9 protein-coding genes are annotated in these 16,153 nt (G+C 65.1%); 5 read left to right on the top strand and 4 right to left on the bottom strand.

Annotated features, from left to right (window positions below; all coding sequences use genetic code 11):
- Positions 1 to 113: 113 nt before the first annotated feature.
- From VGQ44_13635 to mscL, 3 genes are read left to right on the top strand one after another with little or no spacing between them, the layout of a single operon-like run.
- Positions 114 to 1,163, top strand: a complete 1,050-nt coding sequence (locus VGQ44_13635) for a glycosyltransferase family 4 protein (GenBank protein ID HEV8447866.1) — start codon at positions 114 to 116, stop codon at positions 1,161 to 1,163.
- The gene (locus VGQ44_13630) at positions 1,164 to 3,356 is read left to right on the top strand and encodes an amylo-alpha-1,6-glucosidase (GenBank protein HEV8447865.1); all 2,193 of its coding nucleotides are present in this window, start codon (positions 1,164 to 1,166) and stop codon (positions 3,354 to 3,356) included.
- Between the two features lie 56 nt (positions 3,357 to 3,412).
- The gene (gene mscL / locus VGQ44_13625; protein ID HEV8447864.1) at positions 3,413 to 3,901 is read left to right on the top strand and encodes a large conductance mechanosensitive channel protein MscL; all 489 of its coding nucleotides are present in this window, start codon (positions 3,413 to 3,415) and stop codon (positions 3,899 to 3,901) included.
- Positions 3,902 to 4,167: 266 nt separating this feature from the next.
- Here mscL and VGQ44_13620 read toward each other — a convergent pair whose 3' ends face one another.
- Positions 4,168 to 7,635, bottom strand: a complete 3,468-nt coding sequence (locus VGQ44_13620) for a hypothetical protein (GenBank protein ID HEV8447863.1) — start codon at positions 7,633 to 7,635, stop codon at positions 4,168 to 4,170.
- Between the two features lie 80 nt (positions 7,636 to 7,715).
- On the opposite strand from VGQ44_13620, the gene VGQ44_13615 reads away from it, so the two are divergent.
- On the top strand, positions 7,716 to 10,070 hold the full coding sequence (locus tag VGQ44_13615; protein HEV8447862.1) for a DUF5916 domain-containing protein: 2,355 nt from the start codon (positions 7,716 to 7,718) through the stop codon (positions 10,068 to 10,070).
- 119 nt (positions 10,071 to 10,189) lie between these two features.
- Here VGQ44_13615 and VGQ44_13610 read toward each other — a convergent pair whose 3' ends face one another.
- Positions 10,190 to 10,480, bottom strand: a complete 291-nt coding sequence (locus tag VGQ44_13610) for a hypothetical protein (protein ID HEV8447861.1) — start codon at positions 10,478 to 10,480, stop codon at positions 10,190 to 10,192.
- A gap of 25 nt (positions 10,481 to 10,505) precedes the next feature.
- On the opposite strand from VGQ44_13610, the gene VGQ44_13605 reads away from it, so the two are divergent.
- Entirely contained in the window at positions 10,506 to 13,181 is a 2,676-nt protein-coding gene (locus VGQ44_13605) for a glycoside hydrolase family 3 N-terminal domain-containing protein (protein ID HEV8447860.1), read from the top strand.
- A gap of 6 nt (positions 13,182 to 13,187) precedes the next feature.
- Here VGQ44_13605 and VGQ44_13600 read toward each other — a convergent pair whose 3' ends face one another.
- Positions 13,188 to 13,667 carry a hypothetical protein gene (locus VGQ44_13600; GenBank protein HEV8447859.1) on the bottom strand — a complete coding sequence of 160 codons (480 nt, stop codon included), beginning with the start codon at positions 13,665 to 13,667 and terminating at the stop codon, positions 13,188 to 13,190.
- Between the two features lie 225 nt (positions 13,668 to 13,892).
- Positions 13,893 to 16,153, bottom strand: a 2,261-nt coding sequence (locus VGQ44_13595; protein ID HEV8447858.1) for an MtrB/PioB family outer membrane beta-barrel protein, incomplete at its 5' end; no start/stop codon positions are given.

The following is a 16,153-nucleotide window of genomic DNA, read 5'->3' as shown; positions in this document are numbered from 1 at the left end:
AAAGAAACCGGACTGAGCGAGCCCTCGTCTCGACAACTCACCAAATTCCTTTGTGGCGGCACGGATGTTTTCCCGTCCGCACCGGTTTCACTTTTGCATAACCTTTGGACCTGATGCGTATAGCGTTGATTGCTCCTCCGTTCATCGAGGTGCCCCCGATCCGCTATGGCGGGACGGAGTTGTTCATCGCCAATCTCGCGAACGAGCTCAAGGCGATGGGGCACCAGGTCGTCGTCTATGCGAACGGCGACTCGAAAGTCCGTTGCCGCGTGAAGTCGATCTATCCCCACTCGCAGTGGCCGATCGACGATCCCGAGCAGGCGTGCCACAAGAACGTCGATCACACGGCGTGGGCGATGGCGGATGCGGCCGATTGGGCCGACGTGATCCATCTGAACGACATCGTGGGCGTTCCGTTCACGCGGTTCGTCAGAACGGCGACCGTCCTCACGATTCATCATCCCGACGTGCCGGCGCTCTCCGAGCAATACACTCGGTACCCGGACATCCACTACATCGCGATCGCGCGCTGGCTGGCCGAGCGGCAACCCATGCGGTGGGTCCACGTGGTTCACCACGGGATCGACCCCGAGCGCTACGTCTACTCGGCGGAGAAGGACGACTACGTCGCGTTCCTCGGACGAATGGCGCCGGCAAAGGGGCCGCACCTGGCGATCGCCGCGGCGAAGAAAGCGGGTGTCCGGCTCAAGCTCGCGGGCGAGATTCAACCGGTGTTCCGTCAATACTGGGACGAGCAAGTCAGCCCGCTCGTCGACGGCGATCAGATTCAGTTCATCGGAGAGGTGGATCTGCTCAAGAAGAACGCGCTCTTATCGCGCGCGAAGGCCGTGCTTTTCCCCATCCAGTGGGAAGAGCCGTTCGGACTCGTGATGATCGAAGCGATGGCATGCGGCACGCCCGTGATCGCGCTCCCCGGCGGCTCCGTCGAAGAAGTCGTGCGCGACGCAGTGAGCGGGTGGATCTGTCACGATACGGACGAGATGGCCTCGCGAATCAACGGCCCGATGATTCCACCGGCGACCGTGCACGAGTACATGCTCGAGAACTTCACGCTGACGCGCATGGCCGAGAAATACGTGTCCGTCTACGAAAGTGTACTCGATGGGTCCGCCGAGACCCTCGCCTCGGCACGGGAAGCGTAGATGGCGGATACCGCGGCCAAACTTGGCAGCGAGGTCATCGAGGTCGGAAATCAGTTCTACATACTCGCCACGGCGTCGCGTGCCGCCGAGCGGACGGCGGTGCTGCAGCACGACGACACGTTCGCGATCTTCGACTACGCGGGCGACATCGGCGCGTTCGGCCCGGCCGAGCAAGGACTGTATAACGAAGGCACGCGCTTCCTTTCGCGCTTCAGTCTGAGGCTCAATGGCAAGCGGCCGCTCATCCTCAGCGCGCGCGTCAAGGAAGACAACGAGCTGTTCATCGCCGACCTGACGAATCCCGACATTCCGATCGGGCAGACGGGCGCCGTGATCCGCCGCGACCTCGTGCATCTCTTCCGCTCGCGGTTCCTGTGGAAGGACACGTGGTACGAGCGCATTCGCCTCTGGAACTACAGCCAGGCGGCGCTGCTCGCGTCGCTGTCGTTCGAGTTCGACGGCGACTTCGCCGACATCTTCGAGGTGCGCGGTCTCCCTCGCCCGAAACGAGGCGAGAGGCTCGAGACGGTCCACTCGGGAAGCGAGACGCGGATCGGCTATCGGGGCCTCGACAACGAGACTCGCTGGACCGTGATCGACTGGGGTGAGGCGCCGCACGCCACGACGCCAACGACGGCGCAGTTCGCGTACGACCTCGAGCCGGAGTCGCCGGTGTCGCTGGCGATCGCCATCCGCTGCGACCGCGAGCATCGCCGCGTGCCGAAGCGGACCTTCGAGGAAGCACAGTCCGTGTGGAGCAGCGCGCTCGAGGCGGAGCGCACGGAATACGCGTCGATCGAGACGTCGAGCGAGCGATTCAATCAATGGGTGCGTCGCTCGGCCGCCGACCTTCGCATGCTCGTCGCCGATACCAAGCACGGACCGTATCCGTACGCGGGCGTGCCCTGGTTCAGCACACCGTTCGGCCGCGACGGCGTGATCACCGGACTTCAGACGCTGTGGATCAACCCCGACCTCTCGCGCGGCGTGCTCGAGTTCCTCGCGGCGACGCAAGCCGACAAGACGGACGAAGCAGCGGAGTCGCAACCGGGGAAGATCATCCACGAGATCCGCAACAGCGAGATGGCCCGGCTCGGCGAGGTGCCGTTCGGGCGCTACTACGGCAGCGTCGACTCGACGCCGCTGTTCGTGATGCTCGCCGGCGCGTATTGGGATCGCACGGGCGACCGCGAGTTCCTCACGCGCATGTGGCCGCACGTGGAGCGCGCGCTCGACTGGATCGACAACTACGGCGACTGCGACGGCGACGGCTTCCTCGAGTACTCGCGCCACTCGGCGAACGGACTCGTTCAGCAAGGCTGGAAGGATTCATCCGATTCGATCTTCCACGCCGACGGCACGCTCGCGCCGGCGCCGATCGCGCTCGTCGAGGTGCAGGCGTACGTCTATGACGCGCGCCTCCGCGCCGCGTGCATGGCCGAAGCACTCGGCCACCCCGACCGCGCGTCGAAGCTGAAGAAGCAAGCCGAGGATCTGCGCTGCAAGTTCGAGGAACAGTTCTGGTGCGACGACATCGGCACCTACGCGATCGCGCTCGACGGACGCAAGGAGCCGTGCCGCGTGCGCAGCTCGAATCCGGGGCACGCGCTCTTCTGCGGAATCGCCGACAAGGAACGAGGGCGGAAGGTCGCCGAGCTGCTCGTGGGCGGCGAGTCGTTCTCGGGCTGGGGGATCCGCACGATCGCCGTGACCGAGGCGCGCTTCAACCCGATGGCGTATCACAACGGAACTGTGTGGCCGCACGACACCGGGTTGTCGGCCGCCGGGTTTTCACGCTACGGCTTCGACGATTTGGTGACCGCGCCGTTTTCCGGTCTGTTCGAGGCAGCGGTGGCCGTCGACAATCATCGGATGCCGGAGCTCTTCTGCGGCTTCCAGCGCCGCACCGGTGAAGGACCGACGTTGTACCCAGTCGCGTGCTCGCCGCAGGCATGGGCGTCGGGCGTCGTCTTCCACCTGATCCAGGCGTGTCTCCGCCTGTCACTGAACGCGCAAGAACGTCGACTCTCCATCGACCGCGCGTCGCTTCCTCCCTTTTTGACCTATTTGCGGCTGATGAATCTCTCGCTGCCCTTTGGGTCGGTCGATCTGCTGTTCGAGCAGCACCTATTGGACGTGAGCGTCACGGTGCTCCGAAAGCACGGGGACTTCGAGGTCCGCGTCATCAAATAAGACGTTTTGTCTCCCTCGACATCGGTTCGGGGAGGGGGCAGATTCGGGCGATCGGTGTGCCGGTCGACGAACTCCCTTCCATCGGAGAAGCGACGATGCTCAAGGACTTCAAGGCGTTCATCTTGCGCGGGAACGTGCTGGACCTGGCCGTCGCCGTGGTGATCGGCGCGGCGTTCGGGACGATCGTGAAGTCGCTAACGGACGACGTGATCATGCCGCCGATCGGGCTCGCCTTGGGCCACATCGACTTCTCGAACCTCTTCGTCACGTTGAAGGACGGCAATCCACCGGGGCCGTACAACACCGTCGCCCTGGCGCACCAGGCCGGCGCCGTGACGCTCAACTACGGCGCGTTCATCAACTCCATCGTCACCTTTCTCATCGTCGCGTTCTGCGTCTTCATGATCGTGCGCATGGCGAGCAAGATGTACGCGAAGCCGGTGCCGCCGCCGGACAACATGAAGACCTGCCCGCGCTGCACACTGTCGATCCCGAAGGCCGCAACGCGCTGCCCCAACTGCACGTCGGACGTGGCGGCTGCTTGATCTCGGTTTGGCCTGTTGAGTTGCGTCGTGGCGTTCGGGGAGCCGCGCGAAACTGAACTGCAAAACGGGTTGAACTGAAAAGCGACGGAAACGCGAAGACTGCCCCTGGCGCGGCAGATCCTCGACCTGTTCGTCGATAAGAGGGTCGTGCGACGTGGCTTGGAAAACGAAGTCGTCGGCGACAGGCAGCAGTAAACTGACGCTGACGCTGTCGCTGACGACGAGAGTGCTGGACCGCTCAATGATCCCGTTTAATGCGCGGCGCCTTAGGGCACGACCGGACGGATGGTGTCCGTGATCGCCGGGATCTTCCCCGACATGGCTGTATTGAAGCTCGCGAGGTCGGTGTCGACGAGTGCCTTGTAGGCCGCCTTCGCAGCGGTGAGGTCTTTCTCGATGTCGCCGAGCCAGGCGATGGCGGCGTCGGTGGGGCGGTAGTCGGCGCCGCCGGCGACGTCGCCGGCGCCGTTGCCGACGACGCCGTTCAGCCAGATGAGATTCATGTAAATCTTGTACGGCTCGACGTAATACTTGTCGTCGCCGTTCAGGTCCGAGCGGGAAAGCAGGAGCAGCTCGACCTTCATCATCTTCGCGTCGAGGTCGGCGAGCGCCCGGTCGACGTCGGGCTTCTCCGAGTTCGCTTTGCGCTGGTCGAGGATCTGCTTACGCATCACCTCGAGACGATTGATGAGATCGACGCTCGCGTTCATGTCGTCGCGGACGCGGCGCTGCGCGGCGGTGGACGCCAGAAGGTCGGCGAACGACGTCTTGATCTCCGGATCCTGAAGAATCACGAGCGGCTTGCTCGTGATCGTCGCCCCGTTGACCGTGAGTCGCGCCGTGTACGTGCCCGGATCGGCGAGCGGGCCCGACGTCTGCGCGCCTTGAATACCCCAGTGTGTGATCGGGCGCGTCGTGCGGTTGTTGAACCGCGGCTCCTGGAAGATGTGCGGGTTGTCCGGCGCGGGCGTGCGGAGCGCGACGACGCGCGGGGGGTCGTAGCGCAGATCCCACTGCACGCGGTTGAACCCGGCCCGCGTCGGTGAATTGAGCGTGCGCACCACGGCGCCCGCCGAATCGAGAATCTCGACCTTCACCGGGCGCTGCGTCGCCTTCGCCAACTTGAACGTGATCTCCGCTCGGCCGCTGCGCGCCTGCCGGTACCCCGGGTGCGGCGCGTAGAGCGAAACGCTGTCGTCGCCGGCGGCGATCGTCTGCGGCTCGCTCTCCCACGGTGCGATGTCGCGCAGAATGAACACGCCGCGGCCGTACGTCGAGACGACGACGTCGTGCCACATTTTCGGAACGACGATCCACGACACGGCCGTGTGCGGAAGCCCTTCGTTGAAGTTCCTCCAGTGCGCGCCGTCGTCCGTCGAGTAGTAGAAGGCGTGGCCCGTGCCCGCGAACAGCATGCCCCGCTTGTTCGGGTTTTCGGTGACCGCCATGACGTAGTCGAGCGGATGCGCCGACGGCAGATCGCCGGTCACGTTCGTCCACGTCGCGCCGAAGTCCGTCGTCTTGTAGATGAACGGCTTTCGGTTGTCCATCATATGGAAGTCCACCGCGACGTACGCCGTGGCTGGATCGAAGTGCGACGGCTCGATCTTCCGGATCGTGCCCCACGACGGCATTCCAGCTTTCGTGAGACCGGCGGTCACGTCGACCCACGAGCTCTCGCCGCCGTTCTGCGAGTCCTTCGTGTACCAGACCTTGCCGTCGTTCGTGCCGGCCCAGAGGAGGCCGCGCTGAATGTCCGACGGCGCGATCGCGAAGACGACTTCGCCGTAGAACTGGCCGAGGTTGTCCTCGACGATGCCGCCCGACGAGACGACGAACTTCGGGTCGCGCGTCGAGAGGTCGGGGCTGATGACGTTCCAGCTCTGGCCGGCGTTAGAGGTCTTGAATACGACTTGGCAACCGTAGTAGACCGTGCCATGATCGAACGGATCGATCGCGAGCGGCGGCGTCCAGTGACAGCGGTACTTGAGCTTGTCGGGCGGCGAGTCGAGCGTGTGGATCCACGGACTCACCGAGCGCGCGCGCTTGTCGTGATGGTCGTAGCGCGTGACCTCGTTGCCGTAGCAGCTCGCCCAGACGATGTTCGCGTCGGTGGGATCGGGAAGCGTGAACCCCGACTCACAGCCGCCGAGTCCGTGATCCCACGTCGAGAATCCTCCGAAACCGCCGCCGCCGCGACCGCCGCCGCCGCCGGTCGAGTCAGCACCGGTTGAATCGGCCCCCGCGCCACGACCGCCGCGTCCACGCGCGCCACCCGGCGCGCTCGGAACACCCGCGCCGCGGCCAGCCTCGGCGATGATTTGACCTGCTCGTCCCGCGCGTCCACGGCCATTGGTCGTGTCGGCATTTGCGCCGCGTCCGCCGCCGCGGCCACCGCGTCCAGCGCCGGCCGCGATGCCACGCGTCGCGGTCGCACCTTCAGGCGCCGTGCTCGGGCCGCGCATCGTGCCGTTGTCCTGTCGGTTGCCGTAGATCCAGTAGGGAATTTGGTTGTCCACCGCGACGTGATACATCTGCGCGATCGGCAGCGAGACGCTCTGGAACGTCTTGCCGTGGTCGTTCGTGAGACGCGCGCCGGCGTCGTTGGTGAGGCCGAAGTGGTTCGCGTTCTTGGGATCGAACCAGATGTCGTGATTGTCACCGCCCCACGGCACTTCGACGAACGTCTTGCCGCCGTCCTTCGACTGGAAGAAGCTGCTGTTCGCGAGCAGGATCTCGTCCGGATTCGACGGCGAGACCAAGAGCTTGATGTAGTAGCCGGCTCTGCCAATGAGCTGACGCTGATAGTTGACGACCTTCCACTTCGCGCCGCCGTCGTCGGAGCGCCAAACCGAACCCTGATCCGCCGTCTGAATCAGCGCGTAGACGCGCTTTCCATTCGACGGCGCGACGGCGACGTCGATCTTGCCGATCGGCGGATGCGGGAGTCCTGGATCGACGACCTGCTTCCACGTGTCGCCGCCGTCGCGCGACACGTACACGCCGTCTTTCGAGTCCTGCGTTCCGCTGTACATCGCCCACGTGTGCATGATGACGTGCCACATGCCGGCGAACAGCACGTTCGGATTCTTCACGTCGAGCGTGAGACCCGAGCAGCCGTAGTTGCCGCCGAGCGTCAGCACGAGCTTCCAGGTCTTGCCGCCGTCGGTCGTGCGGTAGACGCCGTGCTCCGTTTGCTCGCCCGTCGCGCGGCCGAGCGCGCACACGAAGACGATGTTCGGATTCGTCGGATGTACGATGATGCGCCCAATGCGGCCGGTCTCGTCGAGGCCCATGTGCTGCCACGTCGTGCCGGAGTCGACCGACTTGTATACGCCGTCGCCCATCAGATCGGCGTCGCGAATCGCCCAACCTTCACCGGTGCCCGCCCAAACGATCGACGGCTTGGACGGTGCGACGGCGAGCGCGCCGATCGCCTGCACGCCCACGGAGTCAAAGATGGGGCGGAAGGTCGCGCCGCTGTCGATCGACTTCCACACGCCGCCCGACGCCGCGCCGACATACCAGACCTTCGCGTCGCCCGGCACGCCCGTGATCGCCGAGACACGCCCGCCCTCGGCGGGTCCCATCATTTGAAAGCGGAATGGATCCGGCGGTGGCGGCGCGGGTCGCCCCGGCGGCGCCTGCCCCCGCCCCGCCGGGCGCCCGGGCTGAGCAAGGACCGAGCTCGAAAAAACAACGAGCGTGATGACCGCGGCCCGCAGGATACTCATCGCGCATGACTCCATGGAAAGTGGATCCAATATCGGCGATGCGCCGAGCGGGCGGGAGGGTTCTCGCCTAGGTTTGGCTGATGCTTTTTCCCCTCCTGGCGGCGATGCAGCTCGCCGGCGCCGTTCCCGCCCCAGCCCCGCCCGGCGTTCACAATGGCCGCGCGGGCGACATCTCTGTCCCGCCGCCGAAGATGGACGAGCGCGAAGCCGCGGTGACGATCGACGGCCGGCTCGACGAACCAATCTGGCGGCGTGCCGCTCTATTGACGGGATTCTCGGAATACTCCCCCGTCGATTCGCGCCCCGCGCCTGATTCGACCGAAGTCCTCGTGTGGTATTCGGCGGACGCGATCTATTTCGGCATTCGCGCGTTCGAGCCGCACGGCAACGTGATCGCGACGCTCGCCGACCGCGACCGCGTCTCGACCGACGACAACGTCGAGATCCATCTCGACACGTTCGACGAGCGCAATCGCGCGTTCGTGTTCATCGTCAACCCGCTCGGCGTTCAGGCCGACGGGACGAAGAACGAATCGGGCGGATTCATCCCGGGCTCGAACGTCGCGCCGGGGCAGAACGATCTGAGCGCGGACTTCCTGTGGCAGTCGCGCGGGCGCGTCACGGAGGGCGGATACGAAGTCGAGATTCGAATTCCGTTCAACAGCCTGCGCTATCCGCTCGGTTCGCCGCAGCGGTGGGGACTGCAGATCGACCGACACGTTCAGCACAACGGCTACGAGGAAACGTGGACGCCGGCGAAGCGCGCGTCGGCGTCCTTCATCGGACAGGCCGGATATCTGACGGATCTCTCGGGAATGCGGCACGGGCAGGTCGTCGAGGTGAATCCCGAGGCGACGAACACCGTGAACGGCACGCCCTGCTGCTCGCCGTCGATGGACACCTGGCGCTACGCGCCGGCGCCGAGACTCGGCGGCAACATTCGGTGGACGCTGGGCAGCAACTTCGTTTTGAACGGAACCGCGCGCCCCGACTTCTCGCAGGTCGAGGCGGACGCCACGCAGATCGCGGCCGATCAACGGTTCGCGCTGTTCTATCCGGAAAAGCGTCCGTTCTTCGTCGAGGGCGCCGATCGGTTCAACGTGCCCAACACGCTCGTCTACACACGCACGATCGTGCGGCCCGACGCGGCGGTGAAGTTGACGGGAAAGCTCGATCGCGCGGATGTCGCGGTGTTGTCGGCAGTCGATGAGTCAGGGGGTGGTGCTCCAGGCGAACACCCGCTCGTCGACGTCGTGCGCCTGCGTCAGGACATCGGCGACCAGTCATTCGCCGGATTGCTCTACAGCGACCGCGTTTCGCGCGGCATGGAGAACAGAGCGTTCGGCGGCGACACGCACATCGTCTTCGACAAGATCTACTTCGCGCAGTTTCAGGCCGTCGAGAGCGTCACGCGCGAGAACGGCGTCGCGACGTCGGGGCCGATGTGGGAAGCGGTGCTCGACGCGACAGGGCGCAGCTGGGGCTTTCACTACAACGTCCTCGGCATCAGCCCCGAGTTCAGGGCGGACAACGGGTTCGTGCCGCGCACCGGATTCGTGCAGCCGAACGCCGCGAACCGGATCACGCTGTACGGCAAGCCGGGCGCGCTGATCGAACGGTTCAACGTGTTCCTGATGGAGAACGCGCTCTGGAGCTACGACGATTTCTTCCGTGGCAGGCGTCTTCTCGAAGATCACTTCACTCCGATGATGAGCTGGACGCTGCGCGGCGGCTGGAACGTCAACCTGACGCCGAAGCTCTCGAGCTACGCCTTCGATCCGACACGGTACGCCGGCTTGTACGTGCCCGCGACGACGTCCGGCGGCGCACCGACGCCATTCGCTCCGTCGGATCGCATCGAGACGGTGGTGAACGGTTTGAGCATCGCCACCCCGCAGTACCGCACGTGGGCCGCGTCGGTGGGCACGACGCTCGGCAACGACGTCGATTTTTTGGAGACGTCGCGCGTCAGACGGACGGATGTCAACGGAGAGCTCGACCTCCGCCCCAACGGCCGCATCCGCGCCGCACTGACGTACACGGGCAGCGCGTTCACGCGCCGCAGCGACGGCGTGCGCAGCGCGTACACGCGCATCCCTCGCATGAAGGTCGAGTACCAGGTCGCGCGTCCGCTCTTCGTGCGCGTCGTGTCACAGTACACGGCGACGAAACGCGGCGCGTTGGTGGATCCGAGAACCGGTGAAATACTTCTCCTGAGCGGCTCGACCGGTTTCACACCCTCGACGGCGTCGGCGACCAACACTCTTCGCACCGACTGGCTCGTCTCATACCGCCCGAGCCCAGGCACAGTCTTCTTCGTCGGATACGGCGGGGATCTCTCGGAGACCGACCCCCTCGCGTTCCGGACACTCCGTCGAACCGACGACGCCTTCTTCGTGAAGGCGAGCTACGTGTTCAGACTCCCGGCGTTCTGATTCTTGTCGTCTTCGTTTTCAGTTTCATCCGTTCGTGTCAGTTTCAAAATTGTTGATGCACGCTTGGCGATTGAGACTCGAGCGCCAGGTCGGGCCATGACACACGCGACCGTTGGTGCTCAACGATGAGTGATCGGAGCCGCTTCGGCTTCGCGTTCAGCCTGCGATCGGGCAAGGCCCCCGAAAGTGAGCACCCACCGGAAAGCGACGCGCATTCCTCGCGCTGCGGGCTCGAGTGAGTGAACGTTCATCGCGCGCGCGACGCTGTCCGCGCCGACGACGATGAGCAGGATCAGTCCCACGACGCCGAGCGCGACGATCCAGAGTGGAAAGACGATGACGAAGATGATGAGGATGAAGGGGAGGAGAAGAATCGGGACGATCGGGAGCAGTCCCACGCCGAGTGTCACAAGCGACTCCTTATGGATGTGGCCAATGGGCGCGTTGGGCACCCATATATCTCGTAAGTTAGTCGGTCCAATCGCGTTTGCGCTGCTCGCGACGGCGAGCGCGGCCTTTGCGCAATCGACTGAAGGAGCGTCCTATCGCGACCCGTCGAGGCCGGTCGCCGAACGGGTGCGCGATCTGCTCGGGCGGATGACGCTCGAGGAAAAGTTCTGGCAGCTGTTCATGATTCCCGGCGACCTCGACGATCCCGCCAACGACTACTCGCGCGGCGTGTTCGGTCTCCAGATCTCGCCGGCGCGCGACACGACCGACCCCGCCCGCGCCCACGCCAAGCGCATCAACGACATCCAGCGCTACTTCGTCGAGCGGACTCGGCTCGGCATTCCGATCATCCCGTTCGAGGAAGCGGTGCACGGACTCGTGCGCCCCGGCGCCACGGCCTTTCCGGCTGCGATCGGAATGGCGGCGACGTGGGACACCTCGCTCATGTCGCGCGTCGCGGCGGCGATCGCCGACGAAACGCGGAGCAGAGGAATCCGGCAGGTGCTGTCGCCGGTCGTGAACATCGGAAACGATCCGCGATGGGGGCGCGTCGAGGAGACGTACGGCGAGGATCCCCTGCTCTCTTCGCGGATGGCCGTGTCGTTCGTGAGCGCGTTCGAGAAGGCCGGTGTCGTCGCGACGCCCAAGCACTTCGTGGCGAACTTCGGCGACGGCGGACGCGACAGCTACCCGATCGACTTGGACGCGCGGCTGCTCGACGAGATGTATTACCCGCCTTTTCGCGCCGCGATTCTCGAGGGACACGCGCGGTCGGTGATGAGCGCGTACAACTCGGTGAACGGATCGCCGGCGACGCAGAATCGCGGGCTGCTGACGGACAAGCTGCGCCGCGATTGGGGCTTTCAAGGGTTCGTCATCTCGGATGCCGCGGCGACGGGCGGCGCGACGGTGTTGCACCACACCGAGGCGAGCACCGCCACCGCGACGAGCGACGCGCTGAACGCTGGGCTCGACGTGATCTTCCAGAGCTCGTGGCCCCAGCACCGGCCGTACCTCGACGCGTTCAAGCGCGGGCTCATCCCCGACTCGGTGATCGACACCGCGGTGGCGCGCGTGCTGCGCGCGAAGTTCGAGCTCGGCCTGTTCGAGCATCCGTACGTCGACGCGGACAGCGCGAAGCTCGTGAACGGCAGCGCGGCCCATCGCGCCCTCGCCCTCGACGCGGCGCATGCATCGATCGTGCTGTTGAAGAACGACGGCGGCTCGCTTCCGCTCGCGAAGTCGATTCGATCGATCGCCGTGATCGGCACGGACGCGGTCGAGGCGCGGCTCGGCGGGTACAGCGGTCCGGGGAACGCCAAGATCTCGATCCTCGACGGGATCACGGCGGCACTCCGAGAGCGCATTCCCGACGGTGTCGTGCGCTACGCACCGGGGCCCGGGCGATTTGCGCGTGAGTACGTCGTCGTGCCGCCCGAGGCATTGTCGTCCACCGACAGCGGTCGCGCCGCACGCGGACTGTACGGCGAGTACTTCGACAACAATCATCTCGACGGACGCCCGCGACTCGCTCGGACCGACGCGCGGGTCGATTTCGGGTGGACGCTCAATTCGCCCGGGCGCGGCATTCCGTTCGATTGGTATTCGGTGCGCTGGACTGGGCGCATCACCGTTCCCACGGGCGGCGTACGACGCATCGGTGTGGAGGCGAACGACGGCTACCGTCTCTATCTCGACGGCAAGCTGCTGATCGACGACTGGGAGAAGCGTTCGTACGGATCGCGATTGGCGAGCGTGAAGCTCGCGCCGGGGAGCTCGCACGACATCCGGCTCGAGTATTTCGAGAGCACCGGCAACGCGCGGGTGAAGCTCGTGTGGGATGCCGGGGTCGTGGACGACTGGCGCGGGAAGATCGATTCAGCCGTTTTGGTCGCCCGCCGGTCGCAAGTGGCGGTGGTGGTCGCGGGAATCGAAGAGGGAGAATTCCGCGATCGCGCGCTGCTTTCGCTGCCCGGTCATCAAGAACAGCTCATCGAGCGAGTCGCCTCGACCGGCCGGCCGACGATCGTCGTCCTCGTCGGTGGTGGCGCGATCACGATGAGCCGCTGGCTCGACCGCGTACCGGCGGTGGTCGACGCGTGGTATTCCGGCGAGTTCGGCGGCCGCGCCGTCGCCGACGTGCTGTTCGGCAACTACAACCCGGCCGGCCGTCTGCCGACGACGTGGCCGATGTTCGAGGGGCAACTGCCTCTCTACTACAACCACAAGCCGACCGGCCGCGGCGACGACTATCTCGATCTCACCGGACAACCGCTCTTTCCCTTCGGCTACGGATTGAGCTACACGACGTTCGAGTACTCCAACCTCTCGATCGAATCGCCCGAGATCGCGGCCAACGGTTCGACGATCGTCCGGTGCCGCGTCAAGAACACAGGCACACGCGCCGGCGACGAGGTCGTGCAGCTCTACGTCCGCGACCTGCTCGCCTCGGTCGCTCGTCCGGTCATGCAGCTCGGCGGTTTCCGACGCTTGCACCTCGCTCCGGGTGCAGGGCAGGACATCGCGTTCACCGTGGGCCGCGAGCAGCTACAGATGCTCGACCGCGATCTCCACTGGCTGGTCGAGCCGGGCACATTCCGCGTTCTGATCGGTGCGTCGTCGCGCGACATCCGACTCAGAGGCGACCTGGTCGTGCGCTGACGGCGACTACTGCTTGATGAACACGAGGTGCATGTTCTCCGCCACCTCCGGACTCACGAGGGTGAGCGTGCTGGTCGTGTTCGACACCACGTTCCAGGTTTTCGTCAACATGGCGAACGGCGATGACGCGCCGAGGCTCAGCACCATCGATTCAGTGGAGGTGCTTCCGTAGTACGTGACGGCGGCGGCGTGGCTCCAGGTGCCGGTGATGGTGTTCCCCCCCTTGGTCGCGGTGACGGAGCCCGCCTCGGCGTCGCCCGTGCGGGAGAAGGTGAACGTATAGCCTGAGAACTGATTGGCCTTGTCTTCGGTGTTCTGGGTCAGCGTGCCAACGGCCCACGTGCCGGCCGTGATGGCGGAGGCGACGCTGCTGGGCTGCGTGACGGGGCCGGTGGGAGTGGTCGCATCGTTGCTGCCGCCGCAAGCGACGACGAAGAAAACCGCCGACAGCACGATGAAGGGCGCGGTTCGTGACGATTTGCGCATGACTGAATCCCTCTCGTCGAGCGATGAAGAAAGGCCGATTGTTGCTCGCGCTCGATGACTGGGACGGGGCAACAACCGCGCACGATGCCAGTATGTTTCCGCGGACCGTGACGTCAATCGGGTAATCCGCGACCGACGCGGCGAGTTCCAGCGCGCACGTGAAGCTGTGATTGCTTCAGCGTCGGCAGTCCGGGAAAGGCTGACGCGCCGATGGCGGCGTCTCGATCAGAAGGTCGATCTCGGCTTCACGAACGGCATCAGCGACGGGTGATAGCTGATGAGCAGAGTCACCAGGCTCGCCGTGTACGGGTGATAGTTGTTGCCGAGAAAGTGGTACTGGCCGTTCGCGGAGCCGGCGACTTGGCCGATCGTGCCCGGGAGGTCCCCCGGTCCCCACGGCACCGCCAGCGGCACGCCGTTGCTCAAGCCAGTCGTCGTGAACTCCGGCGCGAGGGTGCGGAAGTCGTCTTGTTTGTAGCGCTCGGCCTGAACGCGGAACGTCACGGCCCAATCCTGCGAGTATCGGAACCGGAGGCCGAGCGAGAGTGGCTGCAACTGTTGGCTTACCTCGGGCCAGTCCTGCGCTATCGCGGCCAGATTTTGCGCGGCCGTCCCCCCGGTCGGCTGAACCGGGTTCCTGTTGAACATCTGCCAGTGCGAGTCGATCAGCGAAAAGCTGCCGAGCAGCTCGAGCTTGTCGGGAACGAGCGTCGCGGTGGCGTTCGCGTACACGGTGATGTTCTTGTCCTTGTTCGTGTTCATCCACCGGTAGCTCGCGTTGTCGTAGGTCGCCGAGCCGACCGCGCCGGTGCGATACCGGTAGTTGGCGCTGTCCTTTACGTCCTCGCGTAGCCAGCCGGCGCTCGCGCTGAACCAGCTCCACGGGCTGAAATCGATGTCCAACCCCTTGGCCAGGCTGTTGTCGCGCTGCACGCCGTAGAGTGAGTTCGGGAATTTGTCGGTTCCCGCCTCGATCATGAGCCCGATCGTGACGGCATCGATCGGATTCACGGTGCCGGACACGGAGACTCGTGTTCGATTGCGATCGGCCTCGTCGAAGCGGCGGAAGCCGGTGATTTCGGTGATCGACTCCGTGTACGGCGTGTTGCCCCGTCGCGATCCGTAGAGATAGCTCGCCCGAAGGCTGAACCAATCGAAGGACGTGAAGTCGATGCTCGCGCGCGGCATGCGCTCCGTGGTCTTCGCGATGTTCCGCACGGCAGTGTCGCGCTCCCACGTTTCCAGGCCGAATCCGGCGGACAGGGCCAACCCCGGCACGACGAGATACGTCGAGCTCAGATTGGTGTTCGCCTTCGTGAACGGGTGCGGCTCGAACCGCTCCGAATCGGCGAGGGTGACGGTGCGGTCGCTCACGATCATGGCCGGAATGGAGAACGCCGGCGTCTGATTGCCGAGGTCGAACGAGCGGTATCGCGCCACGAGCGTCAGCCCGCTGATCGGGTGCGTCGTCGCCGACATCGTGTAGGTCGACGTGCGCATGCGTCCGTCGAGGCTCGGCCGGCTGTAGCTGCCGACCAAATTGTAATTCGGGTCGCGGGCGAGCGAGTCGTTCGACGTCTGCGGGAAGAAGCGGTCGTTCTGCCGCGCCCACGAAGTGGTGACGGCGCCCATGACGTATGTCCGGAGGGGCAGCAACATCGACCCATTGGCGCTGGCCGTCTGCGCGAAGTTGCTCGGTTCGAGCGACACGCGCGCCGTTGCCGTGCCGTTGGCGAACGAATTCACGCTGATCTGCGGGTTGTCGACCATCGTCGAGCGAATCGCGTTGTCGAATCGCGAGTAGGCGTAGGACGCGTTGACCTGATAGCTCTTGATGAAGGACAGCGGACCGTCGGGCGAACGGTCGCCGGACGTGAAGGCCTGCGAGATGCGGGCGTCGTTGATCTGCTGGTCGATCGGTGAGACGTACTCGCGCTGCGGACCGCTCGATCCGGAGAACGAGATCGACCGCGGCAGGCCGCCGTTCTTCGAGATGTGCGTGAAGTCCGCCTTGAAATCGAGGTACTTGTTTGGCGTCAGCGCGAGCGAGGCCTTGATTGGATCCACCTGATTGCGGATCGGTCCGATGTACGGCGCGTTGCGCCAGGCGTTGGAGTCCGGCCGGACCGCCGGCAATGTGTTGAAGCCGGGCGTGCCGAGCTCATTCCCGGGGGACCGGGCCGTGGTCGAATACGTGTGCGGGATCCGATCCCACCGCAACTGGAAGTCGTAGTCGCCGGGCTTCTTCGCCAGCAACCACGCACTCTGATCGCGGTCGAACAGCTTGCGTGCGCTGAGCGAGTAGACGGCGAAGCTGTCCGCCGGCGAGTATTTCACAAACAGCTGCTCGAGAAGCACCGACGACCTGTCGTTTCCCTTGAGATCGCGATATTCCTGAAACTTGCCGAGCGACAGCGAATCCGGACGCGTCGTATAGGACCGCGGTCCAAGCTCGGCGGCGGCCGAGAACGTGCCGCTGCCGGGGG

Source organism: Gemmatimonadaceae bacterium (assembly GCA_036003045.1).
GTDB lineage: Bacteria > Gemmatimonadota > Gemmatimonadetes > Gemmatimonadales > Gemmatimonadaceae > JAQBQB01.
Note: the sequence above shows the minus strand (reverse complement) of the source record. Positions and strands in the feature narration are given on the sequence as shown.

Bases quoted from the DNA above. Each gene is read 5' to 3' on its own strand.
- VGQ44_13635 (HEV8447866.1), top strand. From the start codon at position 114: ATGCGTATAGCGTTGATTGCTCCTCCGTTCATCGAGGTGCCCCCGATC.
- VGQ44_13630 (HEV8447865.1), top strand. From the start codon at position 1,164: ATGGCGGATACCGCGGCCAAACTTGGCAGCGAGGTCATCGAGGTCGGA.
- VGQ44_13620 (HEV8447863.1), bottom strand. From the start codon at position 7,635: ATGAGTATCCTGCGGGCCGCGGTCATCACGCTCGTTGTTTTTTCGAGC.
- VGQ44_13615 (HEV8447862.1), top strand. From the start codon at position 7,716: ATGCTTTTTCCCCTCCTGGCGGCGATGCAGCTCGCCGGCGCCGTTCCC.
- VGQ44_13605 (HEV8447860.1), top strand. From the start codon at position 10,506: ATGGGCGCGTTGGGCACCCATATATCTCGTAAGTTAGTCGGTCCAATC.
- VGQ44_13600 (HEV8447859.1), bottom strand. From the start codon at position 13,667: ATGCGCAAATCGTCACGAACCGCGCCCTTCATCGTGCTGTCGGCGGTT.